The organism is Acinetobacter sp. SM34 (assembly GCF_022012365.1).
Classification (GTDB): Bacteria; Pseudomonadota; Gammaproteobacteria; order Pseudomonadales; family Moraxellaceae; genus Acinetobacter.
Genome location: NZ_JAKLTP010000008.1, coordinates 92,626 through 115,860, shown reverse-complemented (window position 1 = coordinate 115,860; position 23,235 = coordinate 92,626). Strand labels below are relative to the sequence as shown.

The 23,235-nt window shown below is 44.6% G+C and carries 20 protein-coding genes and 1 pseudogene; 17 read left to right on the top strand and 4 right to left on the bottom strand.

All coding sequences use genetic code 11. From position 1 onward, the window contains the following. Positions 1-14: 14 nt before the first annotated feature. Positions 15-512 carry a hypothetical protein gene (locus LZZ98_RS08760; RefSeq protein ID WP_237787536.1) on the top strand — a complete coding sequence of 166 codons (498 nt, stop codon included), beginning with the start codon at positions 15-17 and terminating at the stop codon, positions 510-512. Positions 513-566: 54 nt separating this feature from the next. On the opposite strand, the gene pap is transcribed toward LZZ98_RS08760, so the two are convergent. Further along, complete coding sequence (gene pap / locus LZZ98_RS08755; protein ID WP_237787514.1) at positions 567-1,985, bottom strand: polyphosphate:AMP phosphotransferase; 1,419 nt, start codon at positions 1,983-1,985, stop codon at positions 567-569. Between the two features lie 205 nt (positions 1,986-2,190). Between pap and LZZ98_RS08750 the strand changes: the two genes are divergently transcribed. The 16 genes and pseudogenes from LZZ98_RS08750 (at position 2,191) to LZZ98_RS08680 (ending at position 19,381) form a co-directional block, all read left to right on the top strand. Then, complete coding sequence (locus LZZ98_RS08750; RefSeq protein ID WP_237787513.1) at positions 2,191-2,895, top strand: FFLEELY motif protein; 705 nt, start codon at positions 2,191-2,193, stop codon at positions 2,893-2,895. 169 nt (positions 2,896-3,064) lie between these two features. Next, positions 3,065-4,009 carry a bifunctional demethylmenaquinone methyltransferase/2-methoxy-6-polyprenyl-1,4-benzoquinol methylase UbiE gene (ubiE, locus tag LZZ98_RS08745; protein WP_237787512.1) on the top strand — a complete coding sequence of 315 codons (945 nt, stop codon included), beginning with the start codon at positions 3,065-3,067 and terminating at the stop codon, positions 4,007-4,009. A gap of 11 nt (positions 4,010-4,020) precedes the next feature. After that, on the top strand, positions 4,021-4,683 hold the full coding sequence (locus tag LZZ98_RS08740; RefSeq protein WP_237787511.1) for a ubiquinone biosynthesis accessory factor UbiJ: 663 nt from the start codon (positions 4,021-4,023) through the stop codon (positions 4,681-4,683). A gap of 12 nt (positions 4,684-4,695) precedes the next feature. Continuing rightward, a complete protein-coding gene (locus LZZ98_RS08735) occupies positions 4,696-6,315 on the top strand; it encodes an ABC1 kinase family protein (protein ID WP_237787510.1) in 1,620 nt (539 codons plus the stop codon). 201 nt (positions 6,316-6,516) lie between these two features. Next, a pseudogene (locus tag LZZ98_RS15610) lies at positions 6,517-6,753 on the top strand (helix-turn-helix domain-containing protein); the annotation flags it as partial. 6 nt (positions 6,754-6,759) lie between these two features. Next, the gene (locus LZZ98_RS08730) at positions 6,760-7,389 is read left to right on the top strand and encodes an IS30 family transposase (RefSeq protein ID WP_330848200.1); all 630 of its coding nucleotides are present in this window, start codon (positions 6,760-6,762) and stop codon (positions 7,387-7,389) included. A gap of 280 nt (positions 7,390-7,669) precedes the next feature. Next, the gene (locus LZZ98_RS08725) at positions 7,670-8,752 is read left to right on the top strand and encodes a patatin-like phospholipase family protein (RefSeq protein ID WP_237787508.1); all 1,083 of its coding nucleotides are present in this window, start codon (positions 7,670-7,672) and stop codon (positions 8,750-8,752) included. A gap of 253 nt (positions 8,753-9,005) precedes the next feature. Next, positions 9,006-9,797: a bifunctional phosphoribosyl-AMP cyclohydrolase/phosphoribosyl-ATP diphosphatase HisIE gene (hisIE, locus tag LZZ98_RS08720; protein WP_237787507.1), complete on the top strand. Its 792-nt coding sequence runs from the start codon at positions 9,006-9,008 to the stop codon at positions 9,795-9,797. Between the two features lie 10 nt (positions 9,798-9,807). After that, complete coding sequence (locus tag LZZ98_RS08715; RefSeq protein WP_237787506.1) at positions 9,808-11,313, top strand: 3'-5' exonuclease; 1,506 nt, start codon at positions 9,808-9,810, stop codon at positions 11,311-11,313. Between the two features lie 30 nt (positions 11,314-11,343). Then, positions 11,344-12,711 carry an ATP-binding protein gene (locus LZZ98_RS08710; RefSeq protein WP_237787505.1) on the top strand — a complete coding sequence of 456 codons (1,368 nt, stop codon included), beginning with the start codon at positions 11,344-11,346 and terminating at the stop codon, positions 12,709-12,711. A 451-nt stretch (positions 12,712-13,162) separates the two neighbouring features. Further along, positions 13,163-16,000 carry a monovalent cation/H+ antiporter subunit A gene (locus LZZ98_RS08705; RefSeq protein WP_237787504.1) on the top strand — a complete coding sequence of 946 codons (2,838 nt, stop codon included), beginning with the start codon at positions 13,163-13,165 and terminating at the stop codon, positions 15,998-16,000. A gap of 1 nt (position 16,001) precedes the next feature. Then, entirely contained in the window at positions 16,002-16,367 is a 366-nt protein-coding gene (locus tag LZZ98_RS08700; RefSeq protein WP_086174097.1) for a Na+/H+ antiporter subunit C, read from the top strand. Continuing rightward, the gene (locus tag LZZ98_RS08695; RefSeq protein WP_237787503.1) at positions 16,367-18,175 is read left to right on the top strand and encodes a monovalent cation/H+ antiporter subunit D; all 1,809 of its coding nucleotides are present in this window, start codon (positions 16,367-16,369) and stop codon (positions 18,173-18,175) included. The genes LZZ98_RS08700 and LZZ98_RS08695 overlap by 1 nt, the downstream gene beginning before the upstream one ends. Positions 18,176-18,177: 2 nt before the next feature. Beyond that, positions 18,178-18,699 (top strand): Na+/H+ antiporter subunit E, encoded by a 522-nt coding sequence (locus tag LZZ98_RS08690; RefSeq protein WP_237787502.1) that lies wholly within the window; start codon positions 18,178-18,180, stop codon positions 18,697-18,699. Next, on the top strand, positions 18,696-18,971 hold the full coding sequence (locus LZZ98_RS08685; RefSeq protein WP_086174100.1) for a monovalent cation/H+ antiporter subunit F: 276 nt from the start codon (positions 18,696-18,698) through the stop codon (positions 18,969-18,971). The genes LZZ98_RS08690 and LZZ98_RS08685 overlap by 4 nt, the downstream gene beginning before the upstream one ends. Positions 18,972-18,982: 11 nt before the next feature. Beyond that, positions 18,983-19,381 carry a Na+/H+ antiporter subunit G gene (locus LZZ98_RS08680; protein WP_237787501.1) on the top strand — a complete coding sequence of 133 codons (399 nt, stop codon included), beginning with the start codon at positions 18,983-18,985 and terminating at the stop codon, positions 19,379-19,381. An 83-nt stretch (positions 19,382-19,464) separates the two neighbouring features. On the opposite strand, the gene LZZ98_RS08675 is transcribed toward LZZ98_RS08680, so the two are convergent. The 3 genes from LZZ98_RS08675 to infB all read right to left on the bottom strand — a co-directional run bounded on the left by LZZ98_RS08675 (position 19,465) and on the right by infB (position 23,228). Then, complete coding sequence (locus tag LZZ98_RS08675) at positions 19,465-19,956, bottom strand: SHOCT domain-containing protein (protein ID WP_237787500.1); 492 nt, start codon at positions 19,954-19,956, stop codon at positions 19,465-19,467. Between the two features lie 162 nt (positions 19,957-20,118). Beyond that, positions 20,119-20,523, bottom strand: coding sequence for a ribosome-binding factor A (locus tag LZZ98_RS08670; protein WP_237787499.1), 405 nt, complete (start codon positions 20,521-20,523; stop codon positions 20,119-20,121). Next, positions 20,523-23,228, bottom strand: a complete 2,706-nt coding sequence (gene infB, locus LZZ98_RS08665) for a translation initiation factor IF-2 (protein ID WP_237787498.1) — start codon at positions 23,226-23,228, stop codon at positions 20,523-20,525. The genes LZZ98_RS08670 and infB overlap by 1 nt, the downstream gene beginning before the upstream one ends. Between the last annotated feature and the right edge of the window lie 7 nt (positions 23,229-23,235).

Genomic DNA, 23,235 nt, shown 5'->3' with positions numbered 1-23,235 from the left:
TAAGGTATTACATGATGAAAATAGATAAAATTCCAGACGCAATCGATCCACAATTAAACTTGGAAAGCATTCGGGAAGAATGCCTAGAACTTGTCAAAAAACGTGCTTACTGCTCTGCAGGTGCAGCCGTCATTCCTGTTCCATTTCTCGATGTGGTCATCGACGTCGGAATTTTGTCACAACTCATTCCGGATGTGAATGCACGTTTTGGTTTGGCTCCTGAACAAATCAGTGTCTATGATCCGCAAACCAAACAAGTGCATTGGAAGGAACTGCGCAAACGTGGCGTGGAATTTTCCGGTTTGGTGGTTGCGCGTACGGCAGTCAAAAAGTCCCTCAACAATGTGTTAGCCAAGGTCATCACCAAACAGGTGACCAAATTTATTCCCTTAGGCGGACAACTTATTGCCGCAAGTCTGGGCTACATGGTCATGAAAAAAGTAGCCGATGCCCACGTAGAAGATTGTTACAAAATTGCCAAAAGTATTCAGCAAAAGCAGCCAATGAGCTAAAAACTTTTGTTCAGTATGTCAATAATCAGCTAGATGAATCTCGCCGCTGAGAGCTTAATCCGCTCTCAGCTGTTTTAGAATGGCTCTTAATATGGCTAAACGCGCGGTATTTTTATCATTGCCAGCAATGATATGCCACGGTGCATAGGAAGTACTGGTTTTTTCGAACATATCGGCGGCAGCATCGAGATAGGCATCCCATTTTTCCCGATTGCGCCAATCCTCCGGAGTGATTTTAAAGCGCTTATGCGGTGTTTCTTCGCGGGCTTTAAAACGGGCTGCCTGCTCATCCTTGCTAATCGCCAGCCAGAATTTGATCACCACAGTTTGACTATTGGCCAAATCCTTTTCAAAGCGGTTAATTTCCTCATAAGCCCGCTGCCACTCCTGTTCACTAACCAAGCCCTCCACGCGTTCTACCAGCACCCGCCCATACCAGGAACGGTCAAAAATCCGGATGTCTTCATCGGTTTGCAACTTGGTCCAGAAACGCCACAAATACGGATGACGCATCTCATATCGTTCAGGGGCTGAAATACTGTGAATGTCATATTCTCGCGGATCCAGATTTTTCACCAGACGTTTAATGGCGCCGCCCTTTCCTGCCGCATCCATACCTTCAAAAACAACAATGGCTTTACGGTCATCAAAACGTAGCGCCTCTGCCACTTTTACCGATAGCTCTTTCAGCTCTTTTTTATAGTCTTCTTTAGTCGTGGGCTGCTTTTCCGGGTGCAGCAGCAGCTCTGGAATAGCTGCCTGTTTCCATGTGGTTTTTGCTTCGGTCGGGTGCTTGGGACAGTCTTTCAAAGCCGCCAAAATGATCTGTGCAAATTGCTGATTACGCGCTTTTTCATCTTCACAATCAATGATGTTCCAATCCTTGATAAAACGCTGACTGAGATTTTGCAAATTGTCATATTGCTTCTTATTGCGCCAGTCCAGACCATGCAATTTATGCCAGCGTATTTCGCTGGGATCCAGATTATCCAGCCGCTTCTGCAAGGATTTCCAGGACAGGTCAAACCAGACCTTAACCACATCGACATGGTTATTTCTTAAGTCCTGCTCAAAAGCCTGCATATCTTCAATATAGGCATCAAACTGGGTTTCATCGAGAGGTTTCGACACATGCAAGGCTGTGGCCAGCAAATCGCTATACCAGTTGTCAAACAGCACCATGATCTGCCCTTCGGCAGGAATAAAGCGTGCATACGGTTGCCAGAACGGCTGTTTCTGATTAAACATGATCGGTGCATCGGCCTTGACCAGCAAATAACGTGGATCGACCCATTCGCGCAGCTGCTTCACCGCCTCGCCCTTTCCGGCCAGCTCAATGCCATTGACCAGCACCAGTACGCTTTTGGCATTGTTCTGATCGCGGGTATCTTTTAAAAAATATTGTGCTTCAATCAGATTCAGGGAAAGCTCATCTTCATCCAGCAACGGATTTTTTGTTTTTTTAAGTGTCATGTTTTCCCCGTCTTTTCTTCTAGATTTCAGTCTATTCAAGCATAGTACAATACTGAATTTAAACCCATAGTGTTTATATTGCGTATAATTGCTTCGTTTTCCAGCAAACTGACTTAATTTAAATCATTTTTCTTGCAGTTTGTCATAGCGACTTTGCCCATCTCGCTCTAAGATTTAGCCATCTAAAAAATAATAGAGACACAGAATGTCTAAACTGGCTGCATTAGATGATCTTTTAGAGTTGTATTATCAATTAAATTATCATCAAAACCCTGACATTTTTCGGCGCCTGCAAGATGTACAGGCCTGGCAAAAGCAACGTATGCAAGCTACCCATAGCAAGCCTTTTGCAGAAAAGCATAATGTGTTGATGTCGGAGTATTTTCTGAATCGCCTGTATGGCGGTCCGGACTTTGATGCCCTGGCTGAGCAAATCGCGCGTTTAATGAAATATGCCCACAAGGCAGAAAAATTGATTCCTGAAAATGCTGTTAAAACTGGTACCTCAGGCGTATCTTTGGCCATTTTTGCAGTGCAGCTGGATGAGCAGGTGGCAATGCAGTTGCTTGAGGACTATCATCCGCATGAAAGCTTAAATGATGAGATGATGCGACTGACCTATCTAAAACTGGATCAGGGCCAACAGCGCTTGCAGCAGCTGGATTTACTCGATCAGCTGGGCTTAAGTTTAGATAAATACATGCGCTCATTTGTGGTTTATACCGCCTTTAAAATGTGCAAAGGCACAGCCAGCAAATATAACTTCGACGTGATGTATGAGTTTATGCAGGATGGCTTTTTAGCAATGAAACCGTTAAAGTCGGCAGAGAAGTTCGTGAAAGATTTCACTGCGGTTGAACGTCAAATTATCCACAAGGTTCATGCAGGCGATCCTCATCCATTTCAGTGACTTTATATGGTGATGGAAATAACAAATTTGCGCAGTGAATAAAAACTCAGAACAGATTTCTGTATATTATTCATAACAATTGCATGCGGATTGCTGTACAACGTCCTAGAATCTGTCATCATGCAAGCACTGCAACATTAACCCTATTTTTATGTTAGGAGTGACTCTAATGTCTAACGAAAATCAAACGCCTACCTCGACAACCGAGCCGGCACAAAAAAAAGACAAAGTGAGTCCTTTCTTAACTGAGCCCCTTCCGCAAGGGACTGCACAAGGTCAGCAACAATCGCTACAACAACAGTTGACCGATACTCCAGTAACCGGTTCAGTACCGAAATACAATCTTCCACGTGGTGCCAATACCGGTAATGTCGGTGCAACCACCCATTTCGGTTACCAGACAGTAAGTAGTGAAGATAAAGCCCAGAAAGTGGCAGAAGTGTTCCATTCTGTAGCGAGTAAATACGACATCATGAATGACTTGATGTCATTTGGTATTCACCGTTTATGGAAGCGCTTTGCCATTAACATGTCTGGCGTACGTCGTGGTCAGCATGTACTGGATATTGCAGGCGGTACAGGTGACTTGGCTAAAGTCTTCAGTCGTGAAGTCGGTTCTACCGGTCATGTGGTTCTTTCAGACATTAACGAATCGATGTTGAATGTCGGTCGTGACCGTTTAATCGATGCAGGCTGCACCAATGTCGATTTTGTTTTGGCCAATGCTGAAACTTTAGAGCCATTTGCAGACAACAGCTTTGACTTACTCACCATCAGCTTCGGTTTACGTAACGTTACCGATAAAGATGCCGCACTCGCTGCTATGTACCGCGTACTTAAGCCAGGCGGTCGTTTATTGGTGCTTGAATTCTCTAAACCGGTGTTTGAGCCATTTTCTAAACTTTATGACTTGTATTCATTCACGGCTTTACCAATCATGGGTAAAATTATTGCCAATGACTCGGAAAGTTATAAATATCTGGCCGAATCTATTCGTATGCACCCAGACCAGCGTACCCTCAAAGGTATGATGGAAAATGCCGGATTCCAAAACTGTGATTACCACAACTTAACTGGTGGTATTGTGGCGGTTCACCGCGGCTTTAAACTTTAAGGTTTTATGCTATGTGGTCGATTCTTGCACTCGGTGCAGTTGAACGATTAATTCATCATGTGATTGATTTGGATGCGATTACCCGTATCCAGCTCAATCAATTGCAAGGCAAAATGTTGCGGGTGGTGATTGAGTCACCGCAGCTGTCTGTCGATGTGTTTTTTGACGACAACAAGGTGCGCCTAGAACCAACCGTTACCGGTCAAAGCGAAACACCTTCCATTTTTGAACAACGTCCATTCGATAAAAACCAGCAGATTTCGGAAGCGACCGCAACTTTGCAGGTTAAAAATGTAGTCGAGCTGATCAAACTGCTGCTGGCAGATGGTGTTGGCAATATTCCGCTGCAAGGGGACTATCACCTGTTGCAGGATATTCAACGCATCATGCAACAGGCCGAACCGGATTTGGCTGCGCATTTAAGTCCGTGGATTGGTCCTGCCTTGGCCCATGAACTGGGAAAAATCCAGCTAGCACCCAAACATTTAAAACGGTCATTAGAAAGTTATTTATTCTTTGCTGAAGATGCGTTAAAAGAAGATACCGGTCTGTTTGCCTCACGTTGGCAAATGGATGATTTGCAGCAAGATACCCGAATTTTCAATCAAAATTTAGATCGGGCTGAAGCCAAAATTCAACAGCTTCAGGCACAGATTGATTCAACTCAAAACTAGGTATAAACATTTATGATTCCGCACGTTTCACGTTTACTCGAACTTTGGCGCATCGCCGCGCACTATAGACTCGACACGTTGTTTCCTGCGGAAGAATTACCTGAAAAAGCCCGTCATGCTTTAAGCCTGATTCGCATGCACCCTGCGGCATGGTCCAGTCGTGAACGTAAAAATCCGCTGAAGCTGAAACAAGCTTTGGAGGAAATGGGGCCGCTGGCAATTAAATTAGGGCAACTGCTTTCAACCCGCCGAGATTTGATTCCACCCGAAATTTTACAACAATTGGTGCTTTTACAAGATCGGGTCAAACCGTTTGACAACAACCTTGCCAAAATGCGTATTCAGGAATCGCTAAAAGCCGATGTGAATACCTTGTTTGCCCGTTTCGATGAACAACCGCTTGCCGCAGCTTCCATTGCTCAAGTGCATACCGCTGCCCTGCATGATGGCCGTGAAGTGGTGGTGAAAGTCACTCGCCCCAATATTCGCAGTCAAATTTTACAGGATTTCGAGATTTTAGACTGGCTCGGTGCTGCCTTAGAAAAACGTTTAGAGGCTGCCCGCGCTTTGCATCTTTCTGAAATTATTCAGGACTATCGTCAAATCATTTTAAATGAACTGGATTTGACTTTAGAAGCCGATAATACCCGTCGTATGCGCCATTACTTCACCGGCTCGAGCATGATGTATGTGCCTGAAGTATATATGGACAGCAAAGACGTGATGGTCGCTGAACGCATCACCGGTGTTCCTATTTCCGACATTGCCACTTTTGACCGTATGGGGATGAATCGCGCGGACTTGGCAGAGAAAGGTTTAACCATCTTTTTTACCCAGGTGTTCCGCGACAACTTCTTCCATGCCGACATGCACCCAGGAAATGTGTTTGTCGAAACTATTAATCCGAGTAATCCACGCTTTATTGCGCTCGACTGCGCGATTATGGGTGAGCTGTCCAAACATGATCAAATGACTGTGGCACGCATGTTACTGGCGGTGATGAACAGCGACTTCATGCAACTGATTCTGGTAGTACATCAAGCCGGTTGGATTCCACCGGGTACAGACCAAGATGCTTTAGCGCGTGAAATGCATCGCACTGTGGGGCCAATGGTATCGAAGCCAATGCATGAGCTGGACTTTGCCGGCATCCTGATTCAGGTCATGGATATCGCCCGTCGTTTCCATCTGGAAATTCCACCGCAATTGATGCTATTGCTAAAAACCTTAGTGCATGTAGAAGGCTTGGGAACAGACCTTTATCCGGAACTGGATATCTGGAAACTGGCGAAACCGATCCTTAGCGATTGGATTAAAGCCCAAATGAATCCTCAGAAGAATCTGAAGGAATTGGGGCAAAAAATTCCAGACCTTCTTCTGGGTGCACAAGATTTACCAAGCCTGATGATCGATAGTCTGAACGGTTTAAAAAATCAGTCGGCCTGGCATTCCAAACAGTTGCATGAACTGCAAAGCATGCGTCTGCAAATGGAACATCAGCAAAAACGCAGCTGGATGTTTGGCAGTATCATGGCGATCTTGTTATCGATTGCGATTATTGCACCGTGGTATGTATCCATTATTTTAATTCTGCTTTCCAGCTTGCTTGCCGTTTGGCGGGTAGTGAAATAGCTGTTTAAAATTAAAACTTTTAAAAACAATCAAACTTAGATTCTCAGATGAAGTGCAACAGAGATTAATTTAGCGAGGAAGCAAGATGAGATAGCATTTTGCTTCCAGACCGACCAAAGTCAAAGTTGCACAATGAACTATTCTCATCTCACTCAAAAAGAAAGATATCAGATTTATGCTTTATGACGTGAAGGTTTTTCCACAGGTCATATTGCCCGCAGATTAACCCGTGCTCCCTCTACGATTTCCAGGGAGATCAAACGCAATCGAAATGGCTACTTTGCCAAGCATGCTCACAAACTGGCTAAAACACGCCATATTTCGAACCATAGAACCATAAATTCCACTGTATGGAAACAGGTTGAAAGCTATCTTGCTTTGCAATGGAGTCCTGAACAGATCGCCTCTCAAGTTGCTGTCAGCATGCATTCGATCTAGCGTTATATCCAACAGGATAAAATAAAAGGAGGTGACCTGTATTTGCATTTACGTTTTAGAAACCAACGTAAAAGAAAGTATGGACACCCAGAAAAGCGCGGGAAACTCAATAACCGTAAAAGTATTCATGACAGACCGAAGATCATTGAAGAGCGGTCACGTTTTGGCGATTTAGAAATAGATACGATTGTCGGCAAGAATCATCATCAGTCTCTGGTTTCAATCGTCGATAGAAAAACCGGCTACTTATGGTTAAAGAAGTGTAGCACTCGTAAAAGTCAGGAGGTGGGTGAAGCCACGGTTCACTTGCTAGATCCAGTCAAAGAGAAATTACACTCCATCACTGCCGATAATGGCAAAGAGTTTAGCTTGCATGAGCAAATCGCTGCTGAGTTAGGAATAGAATTCTACTTTGCCGATCCTTACAGTGCATGGCAGAGAGGGACGAATGAGAATACCAATGGTTTGATCAGGCAATATATTAGAAAAGGGAGTGATTTAAAGGACTATTCAGACGACTATATTACCGAGATTACTCACCGACTCAATCATCGCCCAAGAAAAAGACTCGGATTTAAAAGTTCGAGTCAGGTATTATTCCAAGAACATGGGGTTGCACTTCAAATGCTAATCTAAGCCCTTTAAAAAATGACCTTGTTGCGATTATAAAATATTGAAAACGATCTTCGCTCGTAATGTCATCATTAGTCTGCTTAGATCATAATTTTTCTATAGTAAATTTCACCTCAATGTCATCAGGAGTAGAGTAATCCATCATCAAATGCGTTAAATCTAATAGCATGAATCACCTGTGATCTTAGAGTGACTACATAGTCACCAACTGAATCATCTCGCCATTGTTGCCCTGAGCTAGCTACTTAAAATAAGCATATCCTTGTATATTTAATAATAGATCATGACGCAAATCCTGCAGAAACGTCCACCAGCATTAAACATCCGTGCGGGTCACTTGGCACGTCAATTGATTGAAAAAGACGGTTTACTTGCCCAGCAAGTCGATATTATCCCTGGCGCTGCAGGTGGCCCCAAAGGGATTGGTATTCAAGGTTTAGATCAGGCCATTTTCGGTGATTTTCTAGCTCAGGCACCACAGCGCAGAACCCTGATTGGTTCATCTATTGGCAGCTGGCGCTTTGCCAGTATTGCTGCTTGGGGGGCGAAAGAAGGAACCGAACGCCTTTCAGAACTTTATACCAACCTGTATTTCCATAAAAAAATGACGCGTCAGCAGGTAGGTAATATTTGCCACGAGATGCTGGTCAATCTGATTCAAGGTAAAGAACAACAGTTGGTACAACATGCAGATTATCATCTTGCAGTAATTTCGGTGAAGGCGCAGCATATCTTTCAAAGTGACCAAGCCTTGCCGTTGCTGGCTTCTGTGGTAGGCATCGTCAGCAGCAATGCCTTGGCACGCAAGCATAACCGGTTATTTATGCAGCGGGTCATCAGCCAACCTGAAACAGGTACGCAGTTTAAAGTAGATGATGATTTTGTCACGCATTATCAAACTTTAACCCAAGACAATGTCACGCCTTGGCTGATGGCTTCTGCCTCCATTCCCGGCGTGATGGCGGCTATTCGTGATATTCCGAATGCGCCCAAAGGCAGCTACCGCGATGGTGGCTTAATTGATTATCACCTGGATCTGCCCTTTGAAAGTCAGGGCATTGTGTTGTATCCGCACTTTAGCGACAGCATCACCCCGGGTTGGTTCGACAAGATGCTGTTAAAGAAACGCCAGGCCAAGCCTGAAAATCAGGCACGAACTTTACTGCTTTCACCCTCACAAGACTATTTGCAATCTTTACCATTGGGGCGTTTGCCTGATCGTAAAGATTTCACTTTAAAAGGCTTGGATCAGAAAAAACGGATTCAGATGTGGAATCAATCGGTAGCAGAAAGCCAGCGTCTGGGCGATGAATTTTTAGAAATGGTCGAAAAGCAAAACTTCCCACAGTTTATGCAGGATTTATAAACCCATTTTAAATACAGGTTCATTTATAAGATGAACTGTACCTTATACATAAATCCCCTGTTTTTTCACTTGTTTTGATCGATAAAAAATAGACCACGCTATTTTCAAGTTTTAAGCTCCGCTACAAGCGATGAAGAAACGAAATGATGAGGCGTATATTTTTTTCTCAAAGCAGCGCTAATCACGTACACTATGCAGTGGCGATTTTCATTCGCTCTTTTTAATTTTGAACATATATTTTGGTGAAATTCTCATGAACAACTTGCAATGGCTCGATGAAGTAAAATTTAACGAACAAGGTCTAATCCCTGCCATTGCACAGCATCACCAAACTGGCCGTGTGCTCATGGTCGCGTGGATGAACCGTGAAGCTTTAGCCTTAACTGCGGAAAAAAACCAGGCGGTATATTTCTCTCGTTCGCGTCAAAAATTGTGGCATAAAGGCGAAGAATCCGGTCATTTCCAGACCGTGCATGAAATCCGCTTGGACTGTGATGCCGACGTAATTGTATTGCAGATCGAACAGCACGGCGGTATTGCTTGCCATACCGGTCGTGAATCGTGTTTCTATCGCAAACTCACTGCAAATGGCTGGGAAATTGTTGATGCACAATTGAAAGATCCAAAACAAATTTATACTGAAAAATCTGCCAATTCACACAATCCACATACTCTGGCCATGAATGCTTCAACTGCGCAATCTGAACAAGTGGAAGTTTTAGATTATTTAGGTCAGATGATGGCAGAGCGTAAAAAAGCCGATCCAGATTCCTCTTATGTAGCCAAGTTGTATCACAAAGGCTTAAACAAAATTTTAGAAAAAGTCGGTGAAGAAAGTATCGAAACCATCATTGCAGCGAAAGACTTTAAAGCCGAGGCCAATGAAGACAATAAAAATGATCTAATTTATGAAGTGGCAGATTTATGGTTCCATACTATTGTGATGTTGGGCTATTTCGATCTTGAACCACAACTGGTACTCAACGAGCTCGCGCGTCGCCAAGGCTTGTCTGGCCTGGTTGAAAAAGCCAGTCGTCAACATTAAGCCCATGACTGTGTCTGATCCGAAAAAACCGAGCGCCACTTATGAGCAAGCGATTGCCATAGATAATGCGCGTTTAGGTAAATCCTTTAAAGTGATTGCCTATGCAGGCACAGGTAAAACCACCACCTTGCAAATGATCAGTGATGCCATGCCCGAGCGGCGTGGTATGTATCTGGCATTTAACAAAGCGATTGCTAGCGAGGCGCAAAGTAAATTTCATCGCAATGTCGACTGTCGCACCTTTCACTCACTGGCTTTTCGTAGTGCGCCGCGTGGCGTGACTGACAAACTGCGGCTGCCACGTTTAAGTCCAAGTTTTATTGCCAAAGAATATCGACTACAACCGATTACCCTGCGCCGGATGATGGGCGGGCGTTATGAAAAATATGTGATGATGCCATCGCGGTTGGCTAGTCTGGTGGCCAATGCGGTGAGTTATTTCTGCTCGACCAGTTCGCAATATCCTGCACCGCGCCATCTGCAAGCACCGAGCTGGTTACATCCAGACGATATTGACGAATTGCAGAAACATTTATATCCGGCCATTGAACGGCGCTGGCTCGAGTCGATTGATCCCAATCATCAAGCCGGTATTGGACATGATATTTATCTAAAACTTTGGGCACTCTCAGAGCCGAATATTCCTGCCGATTATGTACTGTTTGATGAAGCACAAGATGCCGACCCTTTGATGCTGGGAATTTTGCTGCGTCAGAGAAATACCCAGGTGATTTATGTCGGCGATGCCCATCAACAGATTTACGCCTGGCGTGGTGCGGTCAATGCCATGCAGCAGCTGCCGCTGCCTGAATCGCGCTTGACCACATCATTCCGTTTTGGTGAAGAAATTGCCTTGAATGCCAATGCCATTTTAGGTGCCTTAAACGAGACGGTACCTTTACTTGGTAATCCGCATCTGAATTCCAAAGTCGTCAATAAACCGCATACCAAACAGCGTGATGCGATTTTATGCCGCACCAATGCACGAGCCATGGAATTACTGCTTTCCGGACTGGTGCATGGCGACAAAGTCAGCTTGCAGGCCGATCATGCCAAACTGAACCGTTTTGTCGATGCCGCCAGCATGCTGAAACAAGGCCGCCGTGTCACTGATGTGCCGGAACTGGCCTGGTTTAATTCATGGCATGATGTGCATGAATACTGTGAAACCAATGATGGCAGTGACATTAAGCCTTTAGTAAAACTGGTAGATGATCACGGTACAGATCCACTCAAAAGAGCCTTGGCCAAAATCACCCCGATTGAACAGGCTGACTACATTATTTCGACCGCACACAAAGCCAAAGGTCTGGAATGGGATCGTGTGCATATCGAAGATGACTATCAATTCAAGGTCAATGAAAAAGACCATAAAATTAGTGACGAAGAGTTAAGATTGCTTTACGTGGCCTGCACACGTGCTAAAGTAAGTTTAAATATTCACCACATTTACGATTTGCTGCAACAACTGAAAAAGCAAATGCCGGTATCGCTGCGTAAAGCTGTGGGAGAATAATTTTAGCTTCAGCTGCAAGGCAGGTGTTTTATGAAAATCGATTCTATTCAACTCAAACACGCGCTTCATTTTGCCGATCTCAAGCTGAAATTTAACGACAAGCCCATCACCCTGATTCTGGGCGATCAAAGCTCGGGCAAAACCGGCATTTTAAAATTTACCTATCAGGCACTGACCTGGTTTGCTGCGCGCTATAAAGATTTGCGTGCGACCGGTGTGGTGATGCTGGATCAGGACATCATGTTTACCCGCCTGCAATCCAAAATTGATATTCGGGTTCATATTCCGCCTGATATTGGTACTTTAAATGCGTCTAGCGAAGCTGGAGACAAAACACTCACTGTGTGTGACTGGCAAATTTATAAAACCTTAAATAGTCATGGCGTTGGCACCAGCAAGGCTGAAACCCAGCAATTAGACAATCTGGTGGAGCTCTATCATAACGCGCTCAAACACGATCAGCTGCAAGGCTTGCCCTTAATTGCCTATTACCCGGCAGAACGCTTTGTGAATGAAATAAACATTCAGAACAAAAATAATCCGGTGGTGTTTCAGAATTCACATGCCTATGAAATTTCCAGCATTCCCTATACCACCTTTAGCCGTTTCTTTGAATGGTTTCGTGAAATCAGCGATATTGAAAATGCCCAGATTGCGCAGCTGTTTCAACAGCTGGTGTCGCATCCTTCCATTCAGAAGAATAAAGAAAATGACTTTTTGCAACATCTGGTGAATGCACAAAAACAAATGAACGCGCCCAGTCTGGATGCTTTAAAACAGGCCTTAAGCACCGTTCTTCCCGATTTTGAAGATATTTATTTGCAATATCAGCCCAAATTACAACTGATGGTGAGTTATGCAGAAAAAACCATGCTCTATCAGCAGCTTTCCAACAGTGTCAAAAACTGGATCGCCTTGGTGGGAGATATCGTACGGCGCTTGTGCCTGCTCAATCCCAACAGTTTATATCCCTGTCTGGAAGGCGATGGCATTTTGCTGATTGATGCGATTGATCACCAGCTGGATCAAAATACTTCTCAAGTGATTTTACAGCGCCTGCATCAGGCTTTTCCGCGTCTGCAAATTATTGCTACGGGTAATCGTATCGAATTACTGGAACATGCAATTGAATATCAATGCTTAAAATTGGAAAATAAACAGCTGTTTGATATGCAGCTACAGCCTTTGCAGGAAAAGTTTGACACCATTTATGAGAACCTGGTGTTTAATGAAGAAGTGATTGAAACCGACACTTTAACTGAACCTGAATTGGAAAGCATCACTCCACAAAGCCTGTTAGAACAGATTCAACAGCATTTAAATGGTGAACAGCAAACCGAATTGCTGCGTTTAATTCAACAACAGGATGATACATCTTCCCCCCATCCTTTGCCTTGACTGAAAAGATTGAATTTAATTCAAAAAAGTTTCAATCTTAAAAATACTCCATTCTGGGGCGTGATCTGGCTAAACACGCTGCGCCCCTTTTGTATGGACAGGCGTATAATAAACAGGGTTTGTTGACACTTCGTCTATGTTTACAACATATACGTCTCATGCTCAATTTTAGCCTGCAGCACAAGCCATTTATGAAATGTCGACCAACCCTTGTGTGTGCGCAAAAATAATTGATGTTGTTTTACTCATGTCAAAAGATCATGTATATTTAAAGTTTAATAGTAAAATCCGATTTTACTATGACTTTTTACAGGTTGCGCAACACAGCTTGTTTTTCATTTTTTAACTCAAACCGGCTTTCAAGATTGAGAAGTTTGGATGGCTCTTTGCAGTCCTGTAATCCTTGAAAGATAAGATTCACGCTTAGGTTTTTATCGCCTAAATCACGACTTTGGATATGAGTGTGCTACCGATTATTATCTTGTTACCGTTAATACTAGGCACAACCCTTGTCTCGTGGTTGAAATTTTCACGCGGGCTAACGGCTTTAGCCGCCATTACGGTTAGTCTCAGCAGCCTGGCCCTGTTATTGACACAAGCCAAAGATGTCTTTAACGGTACCCCTATCACGCAAAGCTGGAGCTGGATTCCCCAACTCGGTATCAATTTAAGCTTTCGTCTGGATGCCTTAGGCCTGTTATTTTGCTTGCTGATTAGCGGTATCGGAACGCTGATTTATATTTATGCCTATTATTATTTAAATCCCAGAAACTCCCTGAGCAAACTGTATCTTTTGCTGATGCTGTTCATGGCCTCCATGCTCGGCATATCACTTTCTAACAATTTAATTTTACTGCTTATTTTCTGGGAGCTCACCAGTATTTCCTCCTTCCTGCTGGTGGGTTACTGGAATAATTATGAAGCGGCACAACGTGGTTCACGTATGGCGCTCACCATTACCGGCATGGGTGGCTTGGCCATGCTGGGCGGTTTCATTCTGTTAGGTCAAATGACCGGAACCTATCAGATTGACCAGATCCTTACGATGAAGGATCAAATTCAGCATCATTCATTATTTGTTCCAGCTTTATTGCTGATTTTAACTGGAGCCTTTACCAAAAGTGCCCAGTTTCCGTTCCATTTCTGGCTACCGAATGCCATGGCAGCACCGACCCCGGTTTCTGCCTATTTACACTCTGCCACCATGGTCAAAGCCGGAATTTTCCTGCTGGCCCGTTTTACCCCGATTTTTGTCGGTGCCGCGCTGTATCACAATATTGTGACTTTCGTGGGCTTGTTCACCTTATGTATGGCTGCCTTTTTTGCCATTTTCAAGGAAGACTTAAAAGGCTTACTGGCTTATTCCACCATCAGTCATTTGGGGCTGATTGTGTGCTTGTTGGGGATTGGCTCACCACTGGCCGTCACGGCAGCCATTTTCCATATTATTAACCATGCCACCTTTAAAGCTGCCCTGTTCATGATTGCCGGGATCATTGACCATGAAACCGGAACCCGTGATTTGCGTAAACTCAGCGGTATCTGGCAGTTGCTGCCCTTTACTGCGACCCTGACCATGGTCACGGCTGCCTCTATGGCCGGTGTACCCCTGACCAATGGCTTCCTGTCCAAGGAAATGTTCTTTACTGAACTTTTGGCCAACCTGTCCGGCCCAGTACTGATTTTTTCTGCCATTGCCGCAACACTGGCCGGAATTTTCGCAGTGACCTATTCAGTACGTTTAGTACATGGGGTATTTTTTGATGGACCAGTAGGCTCGCAGGTACCCAACCACAAAGTTCATGAACCCCCTTTCGGCATGCGCTTGCCTGCAATACTGCTGGCAGTTTTATGTATTTTAGTCGGTCTTGCACCTGCCCTGCTGGTGGAAAAGATTGTTAATTCAACTGCACGTGCCAGCACTCAAATGCCTGACTTTACCGGTACCCATTTAGCCATCTGGCATGGTTTTAACCTGCCTTTGCTGATGAGTGCGATTGCGTTATTCGGTGGAATCATTTTCTATTTTGCTTTGGCCAAAGGCGGTCGCATTCGGGAAATTGATCTTGATCCTATCTTGGGCAAATTTCAGGGCAAGGTGCTGTTTGATTTATTTCTCAAGCACCTGTTACTCAGTTCACGCAAGTTCAAACGTCAAACTGAAAATGGCTCACTGCAAAGCTATCTGATGTGGATTGTGCTGTTCAGTGCTGCTTTGCTGAGCATGCCTTTTATTCATCAAGGCCTGACCACTGGCACACGTGAACTTACCCACGCCCCTGCAATTGCCATTGTACTGTGGCTGCTCTTGTTCTCGGCCTGCTGGATGATGCTGTGGTTCCATCATGAACGGATCAAGGCGGTACTGATTAGCGGTGCAGTTGGTCTTGTCGTTACACTGGTTTTTGTGACACTCTCTGCTCCTGATCTGGCCTTAACCCAAATCACTGTCGATGTGGTTACTACAGTATTGCTACTGATGAGCCTCTCCCTGCTGCCACAGCTCACGCCTTATGAATCCAGTGTTTCGCAGCGCTGGCGCGATGCCCTGATTGCCATTGGTGGCGGTCTGGGCATAGGCTGGATTAGCTGGCTGATCTTGACCCGTGACCACAACTCGATTTCATGGTTCTTTATGCAACAGTCGCTTCCACTCGGTGGCGGCTCCAATGTGGTCAACGTGATTCTGGTCGACTTCCGTGGTTTCGATACCTTCGGCGAAATTACCGTACTCGGTATTGCTGCTGTAGGAGCACTCTGTCTCATGGATGGCATGCGTGCACACGGTACCACCATCACCCAGGGACTGACTTACCGCTTTAATCCTTCTCCGTTGATGTTCCGTATTACTGCATCCTGGGTATTGCCTTTGGCACTGGTGGTGAGCCTGTATATCTTCCTGCGCGGCCATAACCTGCCCGGTGGCGGATTTATTGCCGGTCTAATTACCGCTTTGGCGCTGGTGATTCAATACATTGCCTTAGGCCAAGACCAGGCTGAACAGATGCTAAAAGCCAAATCAGGCCGCTTATATGAAATCTGGATTGGTTCAGGTCTAAGCATTGCAGGACTGACCGGACTCGCTGCCTGGTTCTGGGGACGTCCGTTCCTGACCAGCGCCCATATCCATATCGCTCCGCCCCTGTTGGGTGATATTCACTTAGCCTCTGCGGCATTATTTGATGTCGGTGTCTATGTCACAGTGGTCGGTGCCACCATGTTGATGATTTCAGTCTTGGGTGACTCGCGCCACTCCAGCATGTCTGGTCCAGTATTGAAAGGGGAATAAAATGATCAGTCTAGAATTTTTACTTGCCTCTGCTATTGGCTTACTTACTGCAACAGGTATTTACCTGATCTTGCGTGCCCGTACTTTTCCTGTGGTCTTAGGGCTGGCGATGATTGGCTATGCGGTCAATTTATTCCTGTTTGCCATGGGACGCATTCAGGTCAATGCACCGGCTGTCCTGACTGAAACCAGCAAAGCTACCGATCCTCTACCTCAAGCTCTGGTATTGACCGCCATTGTGATTGGCTTTGCCACTACCGCCTTTATTGTACAACTGGCTTTGCGCAGCCGTTATGAAACCGGAACCGATCACGTCGATGCAAAAGAAGAAATCAACCCGATTGACTCGCGTGAGGATGAGCCTTAATGAATGCGATCCTCCAGTTCTGGACTGAACATACCCCGATCTTTAGCATTTTAATTCCGGCATTTACCGGCTTTTTGCTGGTTCTTTTAGGCAATCCCGGGCCAGGTTCATTATCACGTGATTGGCGACAGCCTTGGCGTCGTGGCATTAGTTATGTCTCGTCAATACTGGGATTAAGCACTGCGATAGTGTATTTAATATTCGCTAGCAGCGGGCAAATTAGTACTTACAACCTTAGTGAATGGTCTGCACCGTTCGGAATTGTGCTGGTTCTGGATCAGCTTTCTGCCCTGATGCTGGTGCTGACCTATGCCTTGGCAACACCGATCTTATGGTTTGCCAGTCACGCCTGGGATGCAAAAGGGCGTTATTTCCATGCCATGTTCCATTTTTTACTCATGGGCTTATGCGGTGCATTTCTGACAGGCGATTTATTTAACTTATTTGTATTCTTTGAAATCTTGTTGGTGGCCTCTTATGTCCTGCTGCTCCATGGACAAGGCAAGGCACGTTTTCAGCTCGGCATTCATTACGTCACCATCAACCTGCTGGCCTCTGCACTATTCCTGATTGGTCTGGGCATGATCTACGGCAGTGTCGGCAGTTTAAACATGGCCGATGTCGCACGTTTAATCCCGCTGTTAGAACCGGATCAGCATACCCTGGCAGTTGCAGGTGGCTTGCTGCTCTTTGTGGTCTTTGGCATCAAGGCTGCCATGTTGCCGGTAGGCTTCTGGCTTCCAAAAACTTATGCCGTTGCCACAACTCCCGTGGCTGCCATTTTCACCATCATGACCAAAGTGGGCATTTATGCCATTCTTCGAGTCAATGGCACGATTTTTGATGACCAATTAAGTCAGGGTATTCTGGCAAACTGGTTACTTCCAATCGGTTTAGCCACCTCAGTCTATGGCGTGATTGGCGCCATTGGAGCCGAGCGTTTACGCCGTTTTGTCGGTTTTATGATTTTATCCTCCATCGGTACCCTGCTGATTGCCATTTCACTGTTTAATACTTTGGCTTGGGCTGCAGGACTGTACTATCTGGTTCATAGCACCATTATTGGCGCTGCGTTTTATCTGCTTTCTGGCTGGATTACTTCACAACGCGTTGAATTCAAAGATCATTTCAATATTGCCCCGAAAATAAAACAGCAAAAAGCGGTGTCATTGACCTTCTTTTTGATTGCTTTAATGATGGCAGGTTTACCGCCTTTTAGTGGATTTTTAGGCAAGGTTTTTATCTTGCAGGCAACTTCGCATTCCCCTTATCAGGGCATTATTATTGCAGTCGTGTTATTGGTGAGTTTGCTCAGTATCATTGCCTTTACCCGGGTTGGCTTCATTCTGTTCTGGCGTGCCAGCAAACCTGAAGATCACCCGGAAACTGAAGAATTTAAAGCTTATCGGGCTTTACCCGATCGAGCCCCTGCACGCAATGACAAAACCATTTATCTGTTGTTGTCAGGCTTGGTGCTGTATATGGTTGGCGCAAATCCGATTCAGCAATATATGTTCAAAACGGCTGAACAAATCCAGAACAATGGCTTATATGAACAGGTTATTTTGCATAAAGATAATCTGCATCAAGTGATTAGCGTGCAGCCTTATAATTCTGAAAATTTACCCGAAACCAAATATGGGGGTGAAACGGTTGATCCTAATGCCCATCTGATTCCATACATCATCTCTGAAGATACGCTCGAAGGTGAGCATATTTCAGAATATAAGCAGCGTCAGATCAGGCAGCAGCAACAACAGCTGTCCACCTATCCGGATGATGTCAAACTCAAGCCTATGGAGCCTTAAGCATGCAAAAAACATCGTTTTGGGAAAGCTGGCTGCCTCATCCCTTTGTTTCCGTGATTGTGGCGTTAAGCTGGGTCATGCTTGCGCATAGCCTTGATCCGGCAACCTTGCTCATGGCTTTATTACTAGGCATTGCCATTCCACGTTTAGTCAAACCTTTTATTGGTCATACCCCTAATATTCACTGGATTTTGGCCGTAAAATTATTCTTTGTGGTGTTATGGGACATTATTGTCTGTAATATTAAAGTGGCCAAATTGGTCCTTGGACCGACACATAAACTACATCCCAAATGGTTTCGTGTGCCTTTGGAAACTCAGCATGAACAGGTTAATGTTCTACTTGCCCTGATTATTACCACCACCCCGGGTACGGTAACTGCAGGGATTGATGATGATCGTGGCGATATTCTGGTGCATGCTTTAAGTACCGATAATGCCGAAATTGATATCGTCGGAATTAAAACCCGTTATGAAAAAGCACTGATCGAAATCTTTGATGTGGAATTAGGAGAAGATTCATGAGTATTTTGCCTTATGCACTCGGTCTGTGTATGGTCGCAATCACTGTTTCCATGTTTCTTTGCCTGGTTCGTATGGTGATGGGGCCATCCATCGTAGATCGGCTTTTAGCACTGGATACCCTGTTTCTGAATGCAACCTGTCTGGTGGTCATTCTGGGCCTCTATTGGGCCAGTACCTCCTTATTTGAAGGCGCGCTTCTGGTGGCCATGCTGGGATTCGTTTCTACCGCAGCCCTGGCACGCTACTTTACCACTGGTCATGTGATCGATTAGGAGCTACAGCAATGCAACTTCTCATGGAAATCCTGATCTCAATTTTTTTGTTGATTGGCTCATTCTTCATGCTGGTGGGCGGCATTGGGATGGTTCGTCTGCCCGATTTATTTATGCGCCTACATGCACCGACCAAATCCAGTACCTTGGGACTCGGCAGCTTCTTAATTGCCGCCATGATTTTTTCAGCTTTTCAGGGACGTTTTGGTTTTGCCGAACTGTTGCTGACTTTACTGGCGTTCATTACTGCACCCGTGTCTGCAAACCTAATGGCACAGGCCGCACTGCATTTACGGTTACGCTCAACCAGTGGTGAAGTACCTGAAGCACTGGAACGCCCCCTACCCTGGCAACGTAGCCGACGCCGTAATCCCAAAGCAGAAAAAGACTCACATGATGATCTGGCCTGATATCAGGTGCATTTTGCTGAGTTTGAATTAAAAATCTGTTTTTTACTTTAATTTTTTACTCAATTTAAGTTCAGTAAATTGAATTAATTTTCAGCCAGAACTTTAGCCTTTTCTTGTTCAAATTCTTGTTTTGTAAGAACTCCATCATCTAATAATTTTTTTAAGACTGTAAGTTTCTCATACTTAGTTGCCGCAAGATGATGATTTCTATTTTCAGTTTTCTCAACACACTCAAACACCAGCTCTATTCTTGGAAAATTTCCCAAAATATATGGTGGCTTTGCGGCAGTTTCGCTAAGACCATGCATTGTTTCATTTTTACGTTCACAAAAAGCAATTGATGCTTGCTCTGCATTTGCTCGCACTGTTGATAATGATACAAAACCTGTAGCTGCTTGCCTAAAAATACGATATGAGGCTTCACTATTTTTCATTGGCTGATCCAATATCACCGTTTCCCCACCAAACACAGCATTCGCAAATGGTGATTTACTTTCTGAAGCCAACTGAATAGGCGGCACACTTGCACAGCTGGAAAGAAGAAATGCTGCAATGATAAAACTTAGTTTATTCATAAGTTTGAATCTCAAAAATAGAATATTTTCTTTATTAATCCTGATCGCTGATCAGTACATCATTTATATATAAGTTATTTAAATAATTAATAAAACTACCAAATTCTTAAAATAACTCAAAATAAAAAAAGCCACCCGAAGGTGGCTTTTTTATTACATCAATTATTCATCATCTTGCTTTGCTTCAGCAGGCGGTAAATCCTTCACTGCTTCAGCAATCAGACCAAACATATAGTTACCATATGCGTTGGTTTTGTCGTAATGGAAACGCAAGCGAGGCGTTACACGTGTCTTGATACGACGACTGAGTTCGTGACGCAAGAAACCAGAAGCCTTATTTAAAACTTCTAAGGTATCTTTGTTTGCTACTTCACTTTGCTCATCGCCCAGCTCACGACCCATCACGGTTACATAAACTTCGGCATATCCTAAATCTGGGCTAACTTTCACCGCAGAGATGGTCACCAGACCACCTAAGCGTGGATCTTTCAGCTCTTGGCGAATCAGTTCAGACAATTCACGCTGAACTGAGTCTCCCATACGCTTCAGACGTTGACTACCCGCCATTAAAGACTCCGTTTAATCAATTGAACATCATAGACTTCGATTTTATCGAGTACTTTAATGTCTTTATAACCTTTCACGGCAAGACCACATTCCATACCGGCACGAACTTCTTCAACCACTTCTTTATAGCGACGAAGAGATTCAAGCTCACCTTGGAATACCACCACGTCATCGCGTAATACGCGAATCGGTTTATTACGGTGTAACATGCCTTCAAGAACCATACAGCCCGCAGCCGCACCAAACTTACTTGAGTGGAACACTTCACGTACTTGAGCTACACCTAGAATCGTTTCACGATGTTCAGGCGCAAGCTTACCGCTCATTGCTGCTTTCACATCATCAATCAATTCATAAATGATGCTGTAGTAACGAATATCGATACCATCTGCATCCGCTTTTTGACGTGCAGTATTATCAGCACGTACGTTAAAGCCTAGAAGAACAGCTTCAGAAGATTCAGCAAGGGTAACGTCAGACTCGGTAATTGCACCTACACCTGAACCGATCACACGTACACGAACTTCATCAGTGGCCAATGCTTGCAATGCTACCGTCAATGCTTCCAATGTACCGCGTACATCAGTTTTAAGCACAACGTTCACATAAGGAACATCTTTTTTGCCCATAGATGCCATGATGTTTTCAAGACGCATTGCACTTTGACGCTCAAGACGTTTTTCACGTTCACGAGACATACGTGCATCAGCGACTTCACGTGCTTTCTTCTCATCGTTAACAACAAGAACTTCGTCACCCGCCATTGGCGCTTCAGGAAGACCCAAGATTTCTACTGGAATCGAAGGACCTGCCGATTTAATACGTTTACCGTTTTCATCTACCATCGCACGAACGCGACCATAAGATGCACCAGCAAGCACTAAATCACCCACATTCAAGGTACCGTTTTGTACAAGAATAGAAGCAACAGCACCACGGTCTTTATCTACACGTGCTTCAATGACCACACCTTGCGCAGCACCTTCTTCAGATGCTTTCAATTCAAGCAATTCTGACTGAATCAAAATCAAGTCTAGAAGTTCATCGATACCTTGACCAGAATGTGCAGAAACCATTGCTACAGGTACGTCACCGCCCCATTGTTCAGGCACGATTTCTTTGGTGGTCAATTCGTTCAATACGCGATCTGGATCGGCAGATTCTTTATCCATCTTGTTGATTGCAACAATGATTGGCGTACCTGCAGCACGTGCATGATCAATTGCTTCTGCAGTTTGTGGCATTACACCATCATCAGCCGCAACAACCAGAACCACGATATCAGTCGCTTTGGCACCACGTGAACGCATTGAAGTAAACGCTGCGTGTCCCGGTGTGTCTAAGAAAGTGATAATGCCTTTATCGGTTTTAACGTGATATGCACCGATATGCTGTGTAATACCGCCCGCTTCGCCCGCAGCTACTTTAGTACGACGGATACGGTCAAGAAGCGATGTTTTACCATGGTCAACGTGACCCATAATAGTGACTACAGGAGCACGAGTGGTTTGAACACCACGTGCTTCTTCAGCTGCTTCAAGTAAGTTATCTTCAGCTTGAGTATCAGATACTAGAACTGGGTTATGACCCATTTCCTCAACCACAAGTGCCGCAATTTCTTGCTCAATCGCCTGGTTCTGAGTAACAAGCTCACCCATTTTCATGAGTGATTTGATGACTTCGCGAACTTTAATCGCCATTTTCGCCGCTAAGTCAGCAACAACAATGGTTTCACCAATTTCAACATCATAAATTTGTTTTTTAACAGGTTTTTCAAAGCCATGCTTGTTGCCTTGGCTGGTTTTCAAACCACGTTTATGCTGGTTATGGCTGAAAGATTGCTCTTCCTGACCACGACGTCCGCCTTTTTTCGGTGCACGTGTACTTGTAGTGTTACCACCACGTTTAATTTCACGGTCTTCTTTCGCAAATGAATCTTCATAAGCCTGACCAACAAGGCCAGCCGCCAATGGAGAATCATCGACAACACGAATCGTTGCCGTAGTATCTTCAGAGGTGTACTTAGAAGCCATTTGACGCATTTGTTCAAGCGTACGTTGTTGAGCTTCTTCAGCCGATTTACGACGTGCTGCTTCTTCAACTGCTTTTAATTGCGCAGCTTGTGCTTCACGTGCTTTTTTCTGTTCAGCCGTCTCAACCTGTTTAACCGTTTGTTTTACAATTGGTTTGTTGTTCGACTTACGCTTCACAACAACAGCAGCTTTTGGTACTTCTTGCTTAGCCGTTTCTTGCTTAGCAGCAGCACGCATTGCTTCTAAAGCTTGTTTCGCCTTAGATGCGCCTGGTTGAGGTGCTTCAGCTTTTTGTTCAGTATTAGCAGCAGATGCAGTCGCATTCTTGTCTGCCTGTGCTTTAGCAAGTGCTTCAGCTTTGATTTGTTCAGGATCTGGCTTAACAAATGTATGTTTCTTACGAACTTCTACATTAATCGTTTTCGCCTTACCTGATGTACTTGCCACTTTAGCAGTACTGGTTGTTTTACGTTTCAACGTGATTTTTCCTGCATGCCCATCGTCTTGACCATGAACTTTCTTCAAATGGTTAACGAGGGTATTTTGTTGTTCAGTGGAAATAATATCTTCAGCTTTACGTTGCGGTAAACCTGCGTCACGAACCTGCTCTAGGAGCTTCTCAACGGGGCGATCCACGCTGAGAGCCAACTCTTTAATCGACTTGTCCGTCATATATTTC